Origin of the sequence: Aeromonas sp. HMWF017 (assembly GCF_003061465.1) — a bacterium.
In the GTDB taxonomy this organism is placed as follows: domain Bacteria; phylum Pseudomonadota; class Gammaproteobacteria; order Enterobacterales; family Aeromonadaceae; genus Aeromonas; species Aeromonas veronii.
In genome coordinates this window covers 18971-35321 of the sequence record NZ_QAJD01000179.1, presented here as the reverse complement: position 1 = coordinate 35321, position 16351 = coordinate 18971, and the positions used below count along the sequence as shown (strand labels likewise).

Below are 16351 nucleotides of genomic sequence, written 5' to 3'. Positions count from 1 at the left end.
GTTAACAACCGTCAAGCAGACGATAATGATCGTTTTGTAATTAAACATTTAAACTACCTTGCTGGTGCTGCCAATAACATCATCAAATTTTGACTGCCAGATATGGCACCGCCAATATTAGGATAGCAGCGTCACGACCGTAAAAATTAGAAATGATATATGTGATGAGGATTTTTTATCAGCATCATCTGCCACACTTCCCGTGTTAACGCAGAGCAATGATGTTTGTTCAAGCCAATTTTAATGTACGACCTCTTGCATCCGCTCAATAGGGATTGAATGCAAGTTAGCCTTTCTTGTTATGAATCGCAGTATCTAACGGTGCCATGCTGGCGTCTACAGCAAAAGCAGAAGTCAGAACATTCCATTTCAGAAAGTATGTTGCGACGTTGTTTGGTGAGAAAACAGGCAACTAAATAATCCATCGCCATCATCACCGCCGGTTAAATAATCAATAACAAGCCGAAACAGCTGGCTCTGGCTAATCAATAGGCATCGTCACTGCCACATTAACGTGGCAATTCGTCATTATAGAGTCGCCGGATCTCGTTGCGCAGCCACATCACTTTGGCATCCTGATTGTGCCGCTTGTGCCACAGCAGGATGAAGGCGATCTCAAGCTGGGCATAGAGCTTCTCGGGTAGCGGCAGCGGCATGGCGATCAAATTGCCGTGATGCCGACTGGCATAACCACCGCAGTAGGAAGGGGCCACCGCAATCAGTTCGTGGCTCGACTGGGAGGCAATATGCAGCGCCTGCTCGAAGCTTGAGACCATGATGGGCACCTCCCGCTTCAGCCCCTCATCCTCCAGCAGACTGTCGAGAGCCCAGGTATCGTTCGCTTCCCACACCATGCTGATCTGGGGGCAGGCCAGAAAGCTCTCCAGCGACCACTTCTGCTCGAGCAATGGGTGATCCTTGCGCAGAAAAACCACCGGACGATCGGTAAACAGCACCTCGTGATCGATGTAATAAGGCAAGCGGTTGACCTTGGCCCGGGAGCGGCCATGGGTCTCGCGGGCGCAGAAGCCGAGATCCGCATCGCCATTGACGATGTCGTTGAGAGAGTGGTGATCCCACCCCAGCATCCTGACCACCGATTTCGGGTACTTCTCATAGATGGTCATGGGCAGATCGCTCAGGAAGCTGATGTAGAAGGGGGACTCCATCACCAGCGTGAAGCGGGCACCGTCGGGGATCGCCTCGCTATTGAGCGAGGTGATGCTGTCGGTGAGCTGGAACCAGACCTTCAGCTCCTCCTCCAGGGTCAGGGAGAGGTTGGTGGGCTGCAACCCCTGCCGCACCCGCACAAACAGGGGATCGTCAAACCACTCCCGCAACTTGGCCAGCGCCTTGCTCACCGCCGACGGGGTGACGCAGAGCCTCTTGGCAGCACCGGCTACACTGCGCTCCTGCATCAGGTACTTGAAGACCACCAGCAGGTTTAAATCGAGTTCACCCAGATTGCGCATATCCCCTCTCATCTTCCATCAGCCCTGCGACCGCGCTTCACGAAGCGCGAGCCATGGTAACAGCCCTTTGACAGCTAGGTAACTGAGCAGTGCCAGCAGCAGGGCATAGATCAGCATCTCGGACGGAGTAAAGCCGAGGCGGCCAAGCAACCAGATATAGAGGCCGGAGAGGCTGATCTGCATGATGCAGAGCACCGCGCTGGCGAACGCCACATTGTGTTGACAACCATCTAGCGCCTCCCCCATCGCCATCCCGAAGCCACAGGAGAAGCCGACACAGACCAGCGCAAACCCCGGAAGCAACAGATGGATATCGCCCCCTGCCTGCCTGCTGCCGATCAGTGAGCACGCCGCCAGCAGATAGCAGAGATGAGACACAGCCAGCACTTTCTGTTTGCCCAACCAGCGCAACAGCAGGGGCGTCAGGAAGGAGGTGGACATACTCACGCCGGCCATCACCATCATCACGATGGAATACTGCTCGGTGGTGAAGCCAAACTCCTTCATCAGGATCAGCGGCGAGACGCTGACATAAACCAGAATGGCGGTCACGCTGGCACTGGTCAGCAGGGAGAGCAGCATAAAGCGCGGCGAGCGCAGCCTGGCAAAGGGCAGCGCCGCGCTACTCCCCGGTTGCCGCGCCGGGCGGGTCTCTTTGAGCAGCAGCAAGTTCACCAGACCGCTGACGGCCGCCACCAGCGCCATCGCCACGAAGATCCCGCGCCAGTCAAAATGGGACAGGATGAGGTAACCGAGCACCGGCGCCAGCACCGGGATCACGCAGATCACCCCGTTGATCATCGAGAGCGCCATCGCCAGCCGCTCCTGACTCAGCACATCCCGCAGCACGGTAAAGGTCATGATATAGAGCGCCCCCGCCCCGACTCCCTGCCAGAAACGGCCGAAATAGAACTGGCCAATCCCCTCCGCATTGCCTGCCACCAGCGAGGCGAGGACAAAGATCAGCGCGCCACCGAGCACCACCCAGCGCCGCCCGAAGCGATCGGCAATCATTCCCCCCAGCAGCACGGTCGCCGCCATGCCAAACAGATAGATAGAGAAGGCGGTGTGGATCTGCGCCTCGCTCGCCTGCAGGGTATCGGCAATCTGGGGCACAGCGACCAGATAGAGATCGATCCCGACCGGATAGAGGATGATCATCAGAAAAGTGCACAACAGGAAAACAGGCATGGATGCTCCATTACAGATTGGCGTGCCGATGCCTGCCAGATCACAGCGACAGGCGAACAGTGGCGGGGCCAAGATGGCCACAAAGGCAGCAACGCAGCGCGTCGCAATGGGGGCAACTATATGGGCGCCAACCGCTCTCACCTAGTGAAGAGATGGCGATCGGTACATTCCAATCAGGAAATATTCTATTAAGTTGCGTGCCTAAGCGGCCATATTGAATCGACCAGAGACAGTAATAAACCGGGTCACCTCCCGCTCATAGCCATCCCTGCGCAGCACTTTTACCGCCCGTCTGTTATCTGCCTTCGCCCTTGCGGGCGTATAAGCTGTAGGTGCGACGCAATACAGGGAATGTGTATGAAGGGAATGGAGAGAGAAGAGCAGATTGCCGGGCTGCTGTCAGCACTGGAGCAAGTCATTCTGGGCAAGCCGCTGCAACTGAAAATCGCGCTGGTGACCCTGCTGGCGCGCGGTCATCTGCTGATCGAGGATCTGCCCGGTATGGGCAAAACCACCCTGGCCCACGCGCTGGCACAGGTACTGGGGCTTGCATGCCGGCGGATGCAGTTCACCGCCGATCTGCTCCCCGCCGACCTGCTGGGGCTTCAGATTTTTGACCCCCAGCAACAAACATTTCGCTTTCACCCCGGCCCCATCTTCACCCAGGTGCTGCTAGCGGACGAGATCAACCGTGCCAGCCCCAAAGTACAAAGCGCCCTGCTGGAGGCGATGGCCGAGGGCAAGGTGAGCATTGAGGGGAATACGCATTCCCTCCCCACTCCATTTTTCGTCATCGCTACCCAGAACCCGGCGGATCAGGCGGGCACCTATCCGCTGCCGGAGTCCCAACTCGACCGCTTCGCCGTACGACTCTCGCTGGGTTTTCCACCGCGAGAAGCGGAGCGCCAGCTACTGCGGGGCCACCAGCCGACTGACCCGTTGCCCGCCATGCTGGATGCTGCTGGACTTGCCACCTTGCAAAGCGAAGGGGATGCTATCCATGTTTCCGATGCCACCCTCGACTACCTGCTGGCGCTGGTGCACCAGAGCCGCTTTGATGGGGAACTGCCACAGCCCCTCTCCCCCCGTGCAGCCCAGACCTTGCTGGCGGTGAGCCGGGCCTGGGCGCTGGTTGCGGGACGGCGCTTCGTCACGGTGGAGGATGTGCAGGCAGTCTTCCCCTATGTGGCCGAGCATCGGCTACGGGGCAGCTTTGGCGTGCAACACGGCGAAGCCTGTCCCCTTAGCCAGCGGTTGCTGGCCAGGGTCGATCCGGACAATCCCTGATGAGCAAATTGTTTGACCGTTGTCAGCAGTGGCGAGCCCGCTGGCAGCGACGCTGGCTCGACCGCCGCATTCCGCCGGCGCGCCAGATAACGCTGGGGACCCACAGCCTCTTCATCCTGCCCACACGCATGGGGTTACTCTATCTGCTGGTGCTGCTCGCCATCTATCTGCTCGGCACCAACTACCAGAACAATCTGGTGCTGCTGGTGGCCTACTGCCTCGGCAGCATGTTTATGGCCGCCATGTGGCTCACCCACCGCAACCTGTTGGGGCTTGAGCTGCTGGGGGGCCCGCTGGTGCTGGGGGAAGCGGGTAGCCAGCTGCCGATCCGTATCTTGGTTCAGAGCCCGCGCCCGGTGCTGGCACTCCGTTTTAGCCTCAACGAAGGCTCCCTCTGGCTGGCACAGGCCGACGCTGTGCCCAGCTCAGTTATCCTGCCAGTATCTGGCTCGCGCCGCGGGCCACTGCCCCTTGGTCGATTGCGGGTCGAGAGCCGCTACCCCCTCGGTCTGTTTCGCTGCTGGTCCCTGCTGGACTTGCAACTGGAGGGCTGGCTCACCCCCAAACCGATGTTCGGGGCGCTAAGAGGGGAACATGCGACCGAAAGCGAAGGACATCAGGGCCAGCCCGCCCCAGCGCCCCTCGGTGACTTTGATACCCTGCGGACACATCAGGCCGGTGAACCACTGAGCCGGGTCGCCTGGAAGCAACTTGCCCAAGGGCGCGGCCTGCTGACCAAACAGTTCCATGAACCGCAGCAGGATGACACTGACCTCACCTTGCTGCGGGTCGCGGGCGGGGATCTGGAGCAGCGGCTGGCGGTACTGGCCTGGTGGTGCGCCGATTACGGCAAGCGGGGCATCCCCTTTACCCTGACGCTGGCAAACCAGACGCTGGGACCCGATAGCGGCGCCGCCTTTGTGCAGCGCTGCCTGCTGGCACTGGCCCAATTCGATGCAACACCACCGAAGAGCACGCCAGATGCTGCTCGATAACCGCCGGCTGCTGCCACTCATCGCCCTGCAACAGCTGCTGCTGGTCGCGGCGCTCTGGCCCCAGTTGCAACTCTGGGTAGTAACAGTGGGCGCCATCACCCTCGGTGTCCGGGCCATGATGTTGTGGCGCGGCTGGCCGCCCCTCCCTGCCCGCTGGTTGGCGCTGCTGGCCATCAGCACTGTGGTGTTGCTGGGGCTGCTGTGGCGCACATTGGGCACCCTGCCCGCCCTGATCAATCTGCTCTGGCTCGGCTATAGCCTCAAGATGATCGAGGTACGGCGCGAGCGGGATATCGAGCAGGTGCTGCTGCTCGCCTTCTTTCTTATCGCGCTGACGCTGGTGCAGCGACAGAGCATCGGCTGGACGGCCGGGATGGCAGTGGCACTCTGGCTGGCAGTGACCGCGCTGGTGGCCGCCATCGCTCCCGAGCAGAAACGGCCTTGGCGCAGCGCGGGCGGCGCCCTGCTGCTGGCGCTTCCCCTGCTTATCACTCTGTTTTTGCTGCTGCCAAGGCTGCCGCCCCTCTGGCAGATGCCCACCACCAGCCGCGCCCTGTCGGGGCTCTCGGAAGAGCTGGCCCCCGGCGATATCAGCGAACTGGTCAACGCCTCCGAACTGGCCTTTCGGGTCACCTTTGCCGATGACCCGCCCCCTGTCCGCGAGCGCTACTTTCCGGTGATGCGCCAAGAAGTTTTCGATGGTCAGCGCTGGTTGCTGAGCCCCGAGGTCAAAGCATGGCAGCAGACAGTGCCGGTGCAAACCGGGCTAACGCTTCTGGCATCCTCTTCACAGGCCAACACTCAACTGGCAGATAGTCCGTTACCCGCCGGGAGCTACGAGGTGATCGCCGAGCCCCAGCGCCACCGCTGGGCCTTTGCCCTGAGTGAACCGCGTCTGCTGGCGGGCCCTGTGCTGCTCACCCCTCTCGACACCCTCTATCGGCAGGGGAGCGGCGAGGTGGCGATCCGCTATCGCATTGGCCGCGGCGAAGTGCAGCCAGAGGATGATAGCCAAGCCGCCCAGCGCAACCTGCAACTGCCTGGCGGGGGCAACCCAAGAGCGCGAGCCTATGGCCAAGAGCTTGCGGCACGCTATCCGGATCGCAGCGCGCTGGTCGCCGCCCTGCTCGAACAGTTTCGCAGCCAATCCTATTACTACACTCTGACCCCGCCACGACTTGGCAGTGACGGGGTGGATGAGTTCCTGTTCGATACTCGGCGCGGCTTTTGCGGCCACTACGCCATGGCGACCGCTTTCGTGCTGCGCGCTGCCGGTATTCCGGCACGGCTGGTCACCGGTTATCTCGGCGGCGAATGGAATCCCACCGGCAACTATCTGGCGGTACACCAGTTCGATGCTCATGCCTGGGTGGAGTATCTCGATGAAGGAGGAGCATGGCGGCGAATCGACCCCACGGCGGCAGTGGCACCGGAGCGCATTGAAGGTGGCGTGAGGGAGGCGCTGAGCGACGAGTTTACCGCCGCCGACCCCCTCGCTTTGCAGCGTTATCGCAACTGGGCCCTGCTCAATCAACTGCGCTGGTGGGGCAACAATATCGACTACCAGTGGAGTCGCTGGGTGATTGGTTACGATGCGGGCCAGATCTGGCAGCAAATCGGCCTGCGCTGGCCTGCACTGGCGGGACATACACCCTGGTTGATCCTCGCCAGCCTGATGCTGGTCGCCCTGCTGGTGAGCCTGCCCCTGCTGTTGCCCGCCCGCCTGCCGCCAGAGCGGCGTATCTGGCAACCCCTGCTCAAACGGGGCAAACGCAGCGGCTATTCCCCAGAGCCTGCCGAGAGCATGGGGGCATGGTGCGAGCGGCTGGCGCGGCTGCGTCCCGACCTTGCCCATCCCCTGCTAAAGAGTGCGTGGCTCTATCGCCGCTGGCGTTATGCCCCCCTCAACGACCGGCAACAAGGGCGCTGCTGGCGCCAGTTGCAACGGCGTGTCAGACAGCTCGCCCAGCGCTGGGATCAGCCGCAGAAGAGCGGCTCATAAAAGAAGGGGGAGCCACCGGCTCCCCCTTCAGGTTTTAATCAAGAGGTGTGACTCACCGCTTGTTATTTTTTGGTCGGATTATCCCAGATCCCCTCTTCCAGCTGGGAGCGGATCTCGGGGTATTTGTTGGCATCGAAGGTGGGCACCTTGCCCAGCCGGAGCTGGTCGTTGTAATCCTTGGCCAGCTTGATGGCGACGCTGGAGAGCAGCAGGATCGCCACCAGGTTGACGATGGCCATCAGACCCATGGAGACATCCGCCATGGCCCACACGATCGGCAACTCACCCACGGCGCCGAACATCACCATCCCCAGTACGAACACCCGGAACAGCATCAGGCCGCCCTTGTGGTTGTGCTCGAGGAACACCAGATTGGTCTCGGCATAGGAGTAGTTCGCCACGATAGAGGTGAAGGCGAAGAAGAAGATGGCCGCCGCGATAAAGATGTTGCCACCGCTGCCAATCTGGGAGGAGAGCGCCCGTTGGGTCAGCTCGACACCTGTCACGCCGGAGCCCGGCTCAAACTGACCGGACATCAGGATGATGGCGGCGGTACAGCTGCAGATGACGATGGTGTCCATAAAGACCCCCAGCATCTGCACATAACCCTGAGAGGCCGGGTGCGGCGGATAGGGAGTGGCAGTCGCCGCGGCGTTGGGCGCAGAGCCCATCCCCGCTTCGTTGGAGAAGAGACCGCGCTTGATACCGTTGATCATCGCCTGGGAGATGGCATAACCGAGCGCACCAGAGCCAGCCTGCTCAATCCCGAAGGCGGACTTGATGATCAGCATGAAGACATGGGGCAACTCGGTGATGTTCATCGCCACGATCACCAGCGCCAGCAGGATGTAGGCCAGCGCCATAAAGGGCACTACCAGCTCGGCAAAACGGGCGATGCCACGAATGCCGCCGAAGATAATCAGGCCGGAGAGCGCCACCAGCGCCAGACCGCTGACCCAGTCAGGAATGCCAAACGCCACCTTCATCGCCAGACTGATGGAGTTGGCCTGCACCGCGTTGAACACCAGACCAAATGCCAGGATCAGGCAGAGCGAGAAGACCACCCCCATCCAGCGCATGCCAAGGCCTTTCTCCATGTAGTAGGCCGGGCCACCACGGTAGTTGCCATCCTCATCCTTGACCTTGTAGAGCTGGGCAAGGGTGCTTTCGACGAAGGCAGTCGCCATGCCGATAAAAGCGATCAACCACATCCAGAAGATGGCGCCAGGGCCACCCAGATAGATGGCGACAGCCACACCGGCCAGGTTGCCGGTGCCGACACGGGCGGCAAGGCTGGTACAGAGGGCCTGGAAGGAGGAGATGCCCGCGTTGTCCGATTTACGACTGTTTTTCAGCACGGAAAACATGTGGCCAAAGTGACGGATCTGGATAAAACCCAGGCGGAAGGTGAAAAAGATACCGACCCCGATGAGCAGGTAGATGAGCACGGCTCCCCACATCAGGTCGTTTAGCATCGCAATCAAGGTGTCCATAATTCTCTCGTTGTTATTCACATCCATGGTCAGTCTGCGCTGACCGTTTTCTGTCTGTCGTTTAATTAGCGTTTCGCTAAAGGGGCGGAATCTAGCACAGCGGGAGAGCCCGGAATAGTGATCCCGGTCACGCGAGACACAAAAAACGAACGGTAAAAGCCCATAAAGCTCCATTTAAATCGCAAACTTTCAACAAACTCAATAATTCAATCAGACAGGCCACCATTAAGCCCCATAAGAGAACCATTTTGATATATCCCTGATGAGCTATGCGAAAACGCAAACGCTTGCATGAAATGGCTTTCAAACGGCGATATTTCGCCAAACGTTTTCTCTGTAATTAAATTTCAAGTACGTAGCGAGATAATTTATGTGATCGACGACACAAATATGGATATTGGCTAAAAAAGTTCAGCTGAAAGCAAATCGGAGCGAGGTCGGAAGGAAATGTAAAAAACCTTACTAATCATATAGTTTCACGCCATAAAACGGGATAACTCAACAGCCTGAATGTTTAACAACCAAGCGCCCCTATTGCAGGATGCACCACATCAGTATTAATTAGGCAGGCAATGACGATGGGCCGCCCCCATCGCGCTTTTCTGAGCCTGAGGCACCAAGATCCTGTAATTTTATTTCAGAACCACCGTCTCAAGCCCGCAACCCAGGGATTACTCCCTCATTAAGAGATGATATTCGCTATGGCCGATAAATTAACCCAGCTGAAAGCCCTGACCACTGTTGTTGCCGACACCGGTGATATCGAAGCCATCAAACGCTATCAGCCCATCGATGCCACCACCAACCCCTCTCTGGTTCTGAAAGCCTCCGAGATCCCCGAGTACGCTCCGCTGATCGAAGACGCCATCAACTGGGCCAAAGCCCAGAGCCAGGACAAGGCACAGCAAATCATCGACGCGGGCGACAAGCTGGCCGTCAACATCGGTCTGGAAGTGCTGAAGATCGTTCCGGGCCGTATCTCTACCGAAGTGGACGCCCGTCTCTCCTTCGATACCGAAGCCAGCATCGCCAAGGCCCGCAAACTGATCCGTCTCTACAACGAAGCCGGCATCAGCAACGACCGCATCCTGATCAAACTGGCCTCCACCTGGGAAGGGATCCGTGCCGCCGAGGTACTGGAGAAAGAGGGTATCCAGTGCAACCTGACCCTGCTGTTCTCCTTCGCCCAGGCCCGTGCCTGTGCCGAAGCCGGTGCCTTCCTGATCTCCCCGTTCGTGGGTCGCATCCTCGACTGGTACAAGGCCAAAAATGGCCGTGATTACACTGCCAGCGAAGATCCGGGCGTGGTCTCCGTCACCTCCATCTACAACTACTACAAGCAGCACGACTACCCGACCGTCGTGATGGGCGCCAGCTTCCGCAACACCGGCGAGATCCTGGAACTGGCCGGTTGCGACCGTCTGACCATTGGCCCGGCCCTGCTGGAAGAGCTGAGCAAGACCGAAGGGGCCGTAGTACGCAAACTGGACTACACCGGTGAGCGCAAGGCCAAACCGACTCCGATGACCGAAGCCGAATTCCGCTGGGAACTGAACCAGGACGCCATGGCTCACGAGAAGCTGGGCGAAGGCATCCGCATGTTCGCCATCGACCAGGGCAAGCTGGAAACCATGCTGGCAAGCCGCCTGTAATCAGTTCTTTTTTCTGATAAAAACCGGGCCCCTAACAAGGGGCCCGGTTTTTTTTCATGGGCTTTTTTAGCGCTGTCATAGAGTCGTCACGAAAACGTTTTAATTTCAGATTCGTTATGTTATACGGGTGGTGAAAACGATAAAAACCAAGGAGGGAGCCATGGAAATGTTCAACTTCGATTATGACGAGGTGGTTGAACTCGGTTCGCGTAGCCGCGGGACAACGGGAAAAAAACGTAAATGGCGTGAAATCGAGGCGTTGAAAGACAAACATCGCCTGCAGAAGGAGCTGCAATCCATCGATATCGCCTATGAAGGTCTTACAGACGAGATTGAACTGTAATACCGCCAGACACCTGTAAAAGCGCTCCGCACAGCCGGGGCGCTTTTTTATGCCGCAATCGGATGATCAAGCGGCTTGTCATGCCACCGCTAGCGATGCCAAACGATGCTGCAGGCTAATGACAGTCATCACCAACAGCGTGGCATACCAACCCTGCCCCACACCCACGAATGCAGACCTGCGCCGTTTCAGGGCGTGTTGGGGCACTCACCTGAATGGCAGATCAACCGCAATAAAAAGCCCCCGTCGCTGACGGGGGCCTGAATACTCGGGATTGACTGCTGCGCTTAGCAGTAGCCGTAGCCCAGCAGACGCTGGTAGCGCTGCTCCAGCAGTTGCTCGGTATCGAGCGGACGCAGGGCGTCCAGATCCTGCTTGATGCGAGCCTTGAGGTTTTTGGCCATCTTCTCCACATCGCGGTGGGCACCACCGAGAGGCTCGTCGATCACGTGGTCTATCAGCTTGAGCTCTTTCAGACGCTGGGCAGTGATCCCCATCGCTTCGGCAGCCACAGAAGCTTTGTCAGCGCTCTTCCACAGGATGGAGGCACACCCTTCCGGCGAGATGACGGAGTAGGTGGAGTACTGCAGCATGTTGACGCGGTCGCCCACGCCGATAGCCAGTGCGCCGCCGGAGCCGCCTTCACCGATCACGGTGCAGACTACGGGTACGGTCAGACCGGCCATCACCTTCAGGTTGCGGGCAATCGCTTCGGACTGACCACGCTCTTCGGCACCGACGCCGGGGTAAGCGCCCGGGGTATCGATAAAGGTGATGATCGGCATCTTGAAGCGCTCGGCCATCTCCATCAGACGCAGGGCCTTGCGGTACCCTTCCGGACGCGGCATGCCGAAGTTGCGCTTGATCTTCTCTTTGGTCTCGCGACCCTTCTGGTGACCAATCACCATCACCGGCTCGCCGTCGAGACGGGCGATGCCGCCGACGATAGCCTTGTCATCGGCATAGGCGCGATCGCCAGCCAACTCGTCGAAATCGGTGAAGATATGCTCGATATAGTCAAAGGTGTAGGGGCGCTGGGGATGACGCGCCATCTGAGATACCTGCCAGGCACCCAGATCACCGAAGATCTTCTTGGTCAGCTCTTCGTTTTTCTTCTCCAGCCGGCGGATCTCGTCTTTCAGATCCACGGCGTGATTGCCTTCACTCACATGTTTGAGTTCATCAATCTGCGCCTGCAACTCGGCAATCGGCTGTTCAAAATCCAGAAAAAGACTCATAGGGCCTTAGAACCTCTAATCAAAAACCAATTCAACCCGCTCTCGTCCAAGCAGGACTCGCAAGTCATCTATCAGTTGATCGGTGGGCGTCACCCGCCACTCGGTACCGAGCGTCAATCGCACCCGGGAGCCGGGGCGACGATAGTTTACCTGAACCGGACAGACTCCGGCACGGGCGGGCTCCAAAATCTCGCACAAACGCGGGAAAAAGCGATCATCAATCCGCTGTTCATCGAGGGAGATGCGGATTGCTCTGGCAAAACGCTCCCTCGCATCGTTGATATCCAGTAATTCTCGAGCCGACATTTTAAGGCCACCGGAGAAGTCATCAAAGCTGACCTGTCCAGAAACCACCAAAATGCGGTCTTTTTGCATCAATTCTTCATATTTTTCCAGCGCTTCACTGAACAGGGTCACATCAAGGCGACCGGAACGGTCGTCCAGGGTGAAGATCCCCATCTTGTTGCCACGCTTGGTCACCATGCTGCGGGCCGCAATCACCAGCCCCGCCGCCGTGGTCACGGTATCACGGGAGGTGGGATGCAGATCGCACAGGCGACCCGAGGTATAACGACGCAATTCGCTGCTGTACTGGTTGATGGGGTGGCCGGTGAGATAGAGTCCGAGGGTCTCGCGCTCCCCTTCCAGCCATACCTTGTCAGGCCAGTGCGGCACGTTGGCAAACGCCTTCTTGACGTCGTCAATCTCTTCGGTGAGCACGCCGAACATGTCGACCTGCCCCACCGCCTGCGCCTTGGCGTGCTGCTCGGCGGCACGCATCGCCTCCTCCAGCGTTGCCATCAGGGCGGCGCGGTGGGGGCCGAGCCGATCCATGGCGCCGGAGAGGATCAGCTTCTCCATCACCCGCTTGTTGAGCTTCTTGATGTCGACCCGGTTACAGAAGTCGAACAGATCGCGGAACGGGCCGTCCTGATCCCGGGCGCTCAAGATCGCATCGATGGGGCCTTCACCGACCCCTTTCACCGCACCGATCCCGTAGACGATATGGCCATCTTCGTTGACCGAGAAGCGATAGCGGCCGGTGTTCACATCCGGCGGGATCACGGTGAGCCCCATCCGCTGGCACTCATCTACCAGGGTCACGATCTTGTCGGTGTTGTCCATATCGGCGGTCATCACCGCCGCCATGAACTCGGCCGGGAAGTGGGTCTTGAGCCAGAGGGTCTGGTAGGAGACCAGCGCATAGGCAGCGGAGTGGGATTTGTTAAAGCCGTAGCCCGCAAACTTCTCCACCAGATCGAAGATCTTCATCGCCAATTCGCCGTCGACGCCATTCTTGACGGCACCCTCCTCGAAACCGGCCCGCTGCTTGGCCATCTCCTCGGGCTTTTTTTTACCCATCGCCCGGCGCAGCATATCCGCACCACCCAGCGTATAACCCGCCAGGGTCTGGGCGATCTGCATCACCTGCTCCTGATAGAGGATGATGCCGTAGGTCGGTTCCAGAATCGGTTTCAGGCTCTCGTGCTGCCACTTCTCGTCAGGATAGGAGATCGCTTCATTACCGTGCTTGCGGTCGATGAAGTTATCCACCATGCCTGACTGGAGCGGGCCCGGTCGGAACAGGGCCACCAGTGCGATCATGTCTTCGAAGCAGTCGGGGCGCAGCCGCTTGATGAGATCCTTCATGCCGCGGGATTCCAACTGGAATACCGCCGTGGTCTCGTAGCGCTGGAGCAGGTCGAACGACTTCTTGTCATCGATGGGGATGGCGGCGATATCCACCGGCGGCTTGCCCTCTTTGGCAAGACGCGGGTTTATCATGCCAAGCGCCCAGTCGATGATGGTGAGGGTCCGCAGACCCAGGAAGTCGAACTTCACCAGACCGGCGTATTCCACGTCGTTCTTGTCGAACTGGGTGACCGGGTGATGGCCTTCGTCATCGCAGTAGAGCGGCGCAAAGTCGGTGATCTTGGTGGGTGCGATCACCACGCCACCGGCGTGTTTACCGGCGTTGCGCACTACCCCTTCCAAGCGGCGGGCCATGTCGATGAGGTCTTTGACCTCCTCATCCTGCTCGTAGAGCTCGGGCAGCTTGGGCTCGGCCTCGAATGCCTTGGCAAGCGTCATGCCCGGATCCGGCGGGATCAGCTTGGAGATGCGATCCACAAAGCCGTAGGCGTGGCCCAGCACCCGGCCCACGTCCCGCACTACTGCCTTGGCCGCCATGCTACCGAAGGTGATGATCTGGGATACCGCATCCCGGCCATACATGTCGGAGACGTGCTCGATCACCTCATCGCGTCGGTCCATGCAGAAGTCGACGTCGAAGTCGGGCATGGATACCCGCTCGGGGTTCAGGAAACGTTCGAACAGCAGGTCAAATTCCAGCGGGTCGAGGTCGGTGATCTTGAGGGCGTAGGCCACCAGGGAGCCTGCACCCGAGCCCCGGCCCGGACCAACAGGAATGCCGTTGTCCTTGGACCACTGGATAAACTCCATCACGATGAGGAAGTAACCCGGGAAGCCCATCTGGTTGATCACTTTCAGCTCAACATCGAGACGCTCGTCATACTCGGGACGACGCTCGGCCCGCACTTGCGGATCCGGGAACAGGAACTCGAGACGCTCCTCCAGACCCTCTTTCGATTTGGCCACCAGAAAATCTTCGGTAGTCATGTCGCCGGTCGGGAAGTTGGGCAGGAAGTATTCGCCGAGACGCACCGTCACGTTGCAGCGTTTGGCGATCTCCACCGTGTTTTCCAGCGCTTCGGGAATGTCGGCAAACAGCTCGGCCATCTCCTCCTGACTGCGCAGGTACTGCTGGGGGCTGTAGCGACGGGGGCGGCGTTTGTCCATGAGGGTATAGCCATCGTGGATGGCCACCCGGATCTCGTGGGCGTCGAAGTCATCGGCGTTAAGGAACACCACCTCGTTGGTGGCGACCACTGGCAGCTCGAACTCGGTAGCAATGGCCACCGCCATGTGCAGATAGACCTCTTCGTCGGGTCGACCGGTACGCAGCAGCTCGAGGTAGTAGGCATCGGGGAAGTGGGTCTGATAGAAGGCGACGCACTGCTCGGTCATCTGCCGGTTGCCCTTGAGCAGGAACTTGCCCACATCCCCCTCGCGGCCACCGGAGAGGACGATCACCCCCTTGGCATGCTCGGCGAGCCAGCTCTTGTCGATGACCGGCCGCCCCTGCACGTGGCCGCGCTGGTAACCGCGGGAAATAAGCAGGGTGATGTTCTGGTAGCCGTCGTTATCCATGGCCAGCAGGGTGAGACGGAACTGCTCGTCGCCGAGCTCATCGCTCTGCACCCAAAAGTCGGCACCGACAATGGGCTTGATCCCCTTGCCGTGGGCAGCGCCATAGAAGCGCACCAGACCGCACATGTTCATCTGATCGGTCAGCGCCAGCGCCGGCATGTTGTTGGCCGCAGCCGCCCCGACGATGGGGTTGATCTTCTGCAGGCCATCGACCATAGAGAAGTCGGAGTGGACTCGCAGGTGGATAAAACGGGGGTCAGCCATCGTCATCTCCTCTCGCTGCTCAAACTAAATGGCATGGTCTACTCGATCCCCAGTGCGCGGCGCACCGGTTTGAAGCTCTTGCGATATTCGGGCAACGGGCCACGCTCGGCCAGAATGGCGAGGTGCTCCGCAGTCGGATAACCCTTGTGACGGGCAAAGCCGTACTCGGGATGGCGGCTGTCCAGCTCGGTCATCTCCGCATCGCGGGTTACCTTGGCGAGGATCGAGGCGGCGCTGATGGCGGCCACCAGGCTATCGCCCTTGACCACGGCGCGCGCTTCCATCGGCAATGCCGGGCAGCGGTTGCCATCGATAAAGACCAGCTCGGGCGTCACCTTCAGTCCCGCCACGGCGCGCTGCATCGCCAGCATGGTGGCATGCAGGATGTTGAGCTCGTCGATCTCCTCCGGAGTGGCGCGACCGATGGCCCAGGCGAGCGATTTCTCTTTGATCTCGTCAAACAGGGCGAGGCGCTTCTTCTCGGAGAGCTTCTTGGAGTCGTTGAGCCCTGCGATCGGATTGGCAGGATCGAGAATGACCGCAGCGGTGACCACGTCGCCCACCAAGGGGCCACGACCCACTTCGTCCACACCGGCAACCAGCTTGTCGTCAGGAATATCGATCATCATCTTGTAGCCTTGAATCAAAACAGGCCCCGTGGGGCCTGACAGGGGTCGACTGACGCGGCATCACCGCTCGGAAAACGGATTAACGGGCTGCGCGGCGCAATCGACGGTCCGAAATAGCGTTATCTGCCGAGCAGCTCCGCCACCGCATCGGCGGCCTGCGAGTCGGCATTGCAGCGGATCAGCTGGTGCAGCTCGGTGAAGGTGTTGACCAGCGCACTGTTGTCGTGCTCGAAGTACTTGCTCACCTCTTCCACCAGATTCTCCGGGGTGCACTCGTGCTGGATGAGTTCCGGCACCAGCATGCGACCGGCGAGCAGGTTGGGCAGAGAGACAAATTCGGTCTTTACCAGTCGCTGGGCCAGCCAATAGCTGAAGGGCTTGAGCTTGTAGCCCACCACCATCGGCTTTTTCACCAGCATGGCTTCGAGCGCCGCGGTGCCAGAGGCCAGCATCACCACGTCAGCGGCGATCATCGCCTCGCGGCCCAGCCCTTCCAGCAGCACCATGTCGAGACCCGGCGCTACCTCGGCCTTGATGGCCATAAACTGCTCGCG

Annotated in this window: 11 protein-coding genes and 1 pseudogene; 5 read left to right on the top strand and 7 right to left on the bottom strand. The window is 59.5% G+C overall.

The annotated features are described in order from the left end of the window. Positions 1-509: 509 nt before the first annotated feature. A complete protein-coding gene (gene yidZ / locus DBR30_RS20250) occupies positions 510-1472 on the bottom strand; it encodes an HTH-type transcriptional regulator YidZ (RefSeq protein ID WP_108539343.1) in 963 nt (320 codons plus the stop codon). An 18-nt stretch (positions 1473-1490) separates the two neighbouring features. Beyond that, entirely contained in the window at positions 1491-2663 is a 1173-nt protein-coding gene (locus DBR30_RS20245; RefSeq protein ID WP_108539346.1) for an MFS transporter, read from the bottom strand. 357 nt (positions 2664-3020) lie between these two features. Between DBR30_RS20245 and DBR30_RS20240 the strand changes: the two genes are divergently transcribed. Genes DBR30_RS20240 through DBR30_RS20230 form a run of 3 tightly spaced genes read left to right on the top strand, consistent with a single transcriptional unit; the run spans position 3021 to position 6947 of the window. Continuing rightward, positions 3021-3950, top strand: a complete 930-nt coding sequence (locus tag DBR30_RS20240) for an AAA family ATPase (protein ID WP_375060967.1) — start codon at positions 3021-3023, stop codon at positions 3948-3950. Then, the gene (locus DBR30_RS20235) at positions 3950-4945 is read left to right on the top strand and encodes a DUF58 domain-containing protein (RefSeq protein ID WP_108539349.1); all 996 of its coding nucleotides are present in this window, start codon (positions 3950-3952) and stop codon (positions 4943-4945) included. Before DBR30_RS20240 ends, DBR30_RS20235 begins: the two co-directional genes overlap by 1 nt. Beyond that, positions 4932-6947: a transglutaminase family protein gene (locus tag DBR30_RS20230; RefSeq protein WP_108588500.1), complete on the top strand. Its 2016-nt coding sequence runs from the start codon at positions 4932-4934 to the stop codon at positions 6945-6947. Before DBR30_RS20235 ends, DBR30_RS20230 begins: the two co-directional genes overlap by 14 nt. Before the next feature lie 62 nt (positions 6948-7009). Here the strand turns inward: DBR30_RS20230 and DBR30_RS20225 are convergent, their stop codons facing one another. Then, complete coding sequence (locus DBR30_RS20225; RefSeq protein ID WP_013724018.1) at positions 7010-8440, bottom strand: alanine/glycine:cation symporter family protein; 1431 nt, start codon at positions 8438-8440, stop codon at positions 7010-7012. Between the two features lie 701 nt (positions 8441-9141). Between DBR30_RS20225 and tal the strand changes: the two genes are divergently transcribed. Then, positions 9142-10092 carry a transaldolase gene (gene tal, locus DBR30_RS20220; protein WP_005338545.1) on the top strand — a complete coding sequence of 317 codons (951 nt, stop codon included), beginning with the start codon at positions 9142-9144 and terminating at the stop codon, positions 10090-10092. A 160-nt stretch (positions 10093-10252) separates the two neighbouring features. Then, positions 10253-10435 carry a DUF3545 family protein gene (locus DBR30_RS20215; RefSeq protein ID WP_005338547.1) on the top strand — a complete coding sequence of 61 codons (183 nt, stop codon included), beginning with the start codon at positions 10253-10255 and terminating at the stop codon, positions 10433-10435. Between the two features lie 287 nt (positions 10436-10722). Here DBR30_RS20215 and accA read toward each other — a convergent pair whose 3' ends face one another. The 4 genes and pseudogenes from accA to lpxB all read right to left on the bottom strand — a co-directional run. Beyond that, a complete protein-coding gene (accA, locus tag DBR30_RS20210; RefSeq protein WP_005338549.1) occupies positions 10723-11673 on the bottom strand; it encodes an acetyl-CoA carboxylase carboxyl transferase subunit alpha in 951 nt (316 codons plus the stop codon). A gap of 15 nt (positions 11674-11688) precedes the next feature. Beyond that, entirely contained in the window at positions 11689-15168 is a 3480-nt protein-coding gene (dnaE, locus tag DBR30_RS20205) for a DNA polymerase III subunit alpha (RefSeq protein WP_108539953.1), read from the bottom strand. Between the two features lie 38 nt (positions 15169-15206). Next, a complete protein-coding gene (gene rnhB / locus DBR30_RS20200) occupies positions 15207-15797 on the bottom strand; it encodes a ribonuclease HII (RefSeq protein WP_108539950.1) in 591 nt (196 codons plus the stop codon). Between the two features lie 119 nt (positions 15798-15916). After that, positions 15917-16351, bottom strand: a pseudogene (lpxB, locus tag DBR30_RS22695) (lipid-A-disaccharide synthase); the annotation flags it as partial.

What these genes read in the sequence shown, in the direction of transcription:
- rnhB (WP_108539950.1), bottom strand. Translation starts at nt 15,797, where the DNA reads ATGATGATCGATATTCCTGACGACAAGCTGGTTGCCGGTGTGGACGAA.
- DBR30_RS20240 (WP_375060967.1), top strand. Translation starts at nt 3,021, where the DNA reads ATGAAGGGAATGGAGAGAGAAGAGCAGATTGCCGGGCTGCTGTCAGCA.
- DBR30_RS20230 (WP_108588500.1), top strand. Translation starts at nt 4,932, where the DNA reads ATGCTGCTCGATAACCGCCGGCTGCTGCCACTCATCGCCCTGCAACAG.
- dnaE (WP_108539953.1), bottom strand. Translation starts at nt 15,168, where the DNA reads ATGGCTGACCCCCGTTTTATCCACCTGCGAGTCCACTCCGACTTCTCT.
- DBR30_RS20235 (WP_108539349.1), top strand. Translation starts at nt 3,950, where the DNA reads ATGAGCAAATTGTTTGACCGTTGTCAGCAGTGGCGAGCCCGCTGGCAG.
- accA (WP_005338549.1), bottom strand. Translation starts at nt 11,673, where the DNA reads ATGAGTCTTTTTCTGGATTTTGAACAGCCGATTGCCGAGTTGCAGGCG.
- DBR30_RS20225 (WP_013724018.1), bottom strand. Translation starts at nt 8,440, where the DNA reads ATGGACACCTTGATTGCGATGCTAAACGACCTGATGTGGGGAGCCGTG.
- tal (WP_005338545.1), top strand. Translation starts at nt 9,142, where the DNA reads ATGGCCGATAAATTAACCCAGCTGAAAGCCCTGACCACTGTTGTTGCC.
- DBR30_RS20245 (WP_108539346.1), bottom strand. Translation starts at nt 2,663, where the DNA reads ATGCCTGTTTTCCTGTTGTGCACTTTTCTGATGATCATCCTCTATCCG.
- yidZ (WP_108539343.1), bottom strand. Translation starts at nt 1,472, where the DNA reads ATGCGCAATCTGGGTGAACTCGATTTAAACCTGCTGGTGGTCTTCAAG.
- DBR30_RS20215 (WP_005338547.1), top strand. Translation starts at nt 10,253, where the DNA reads ATGGAAATGTTCAACTTCGATTATGACGAGGTGGTTGAACTCGGTTCG.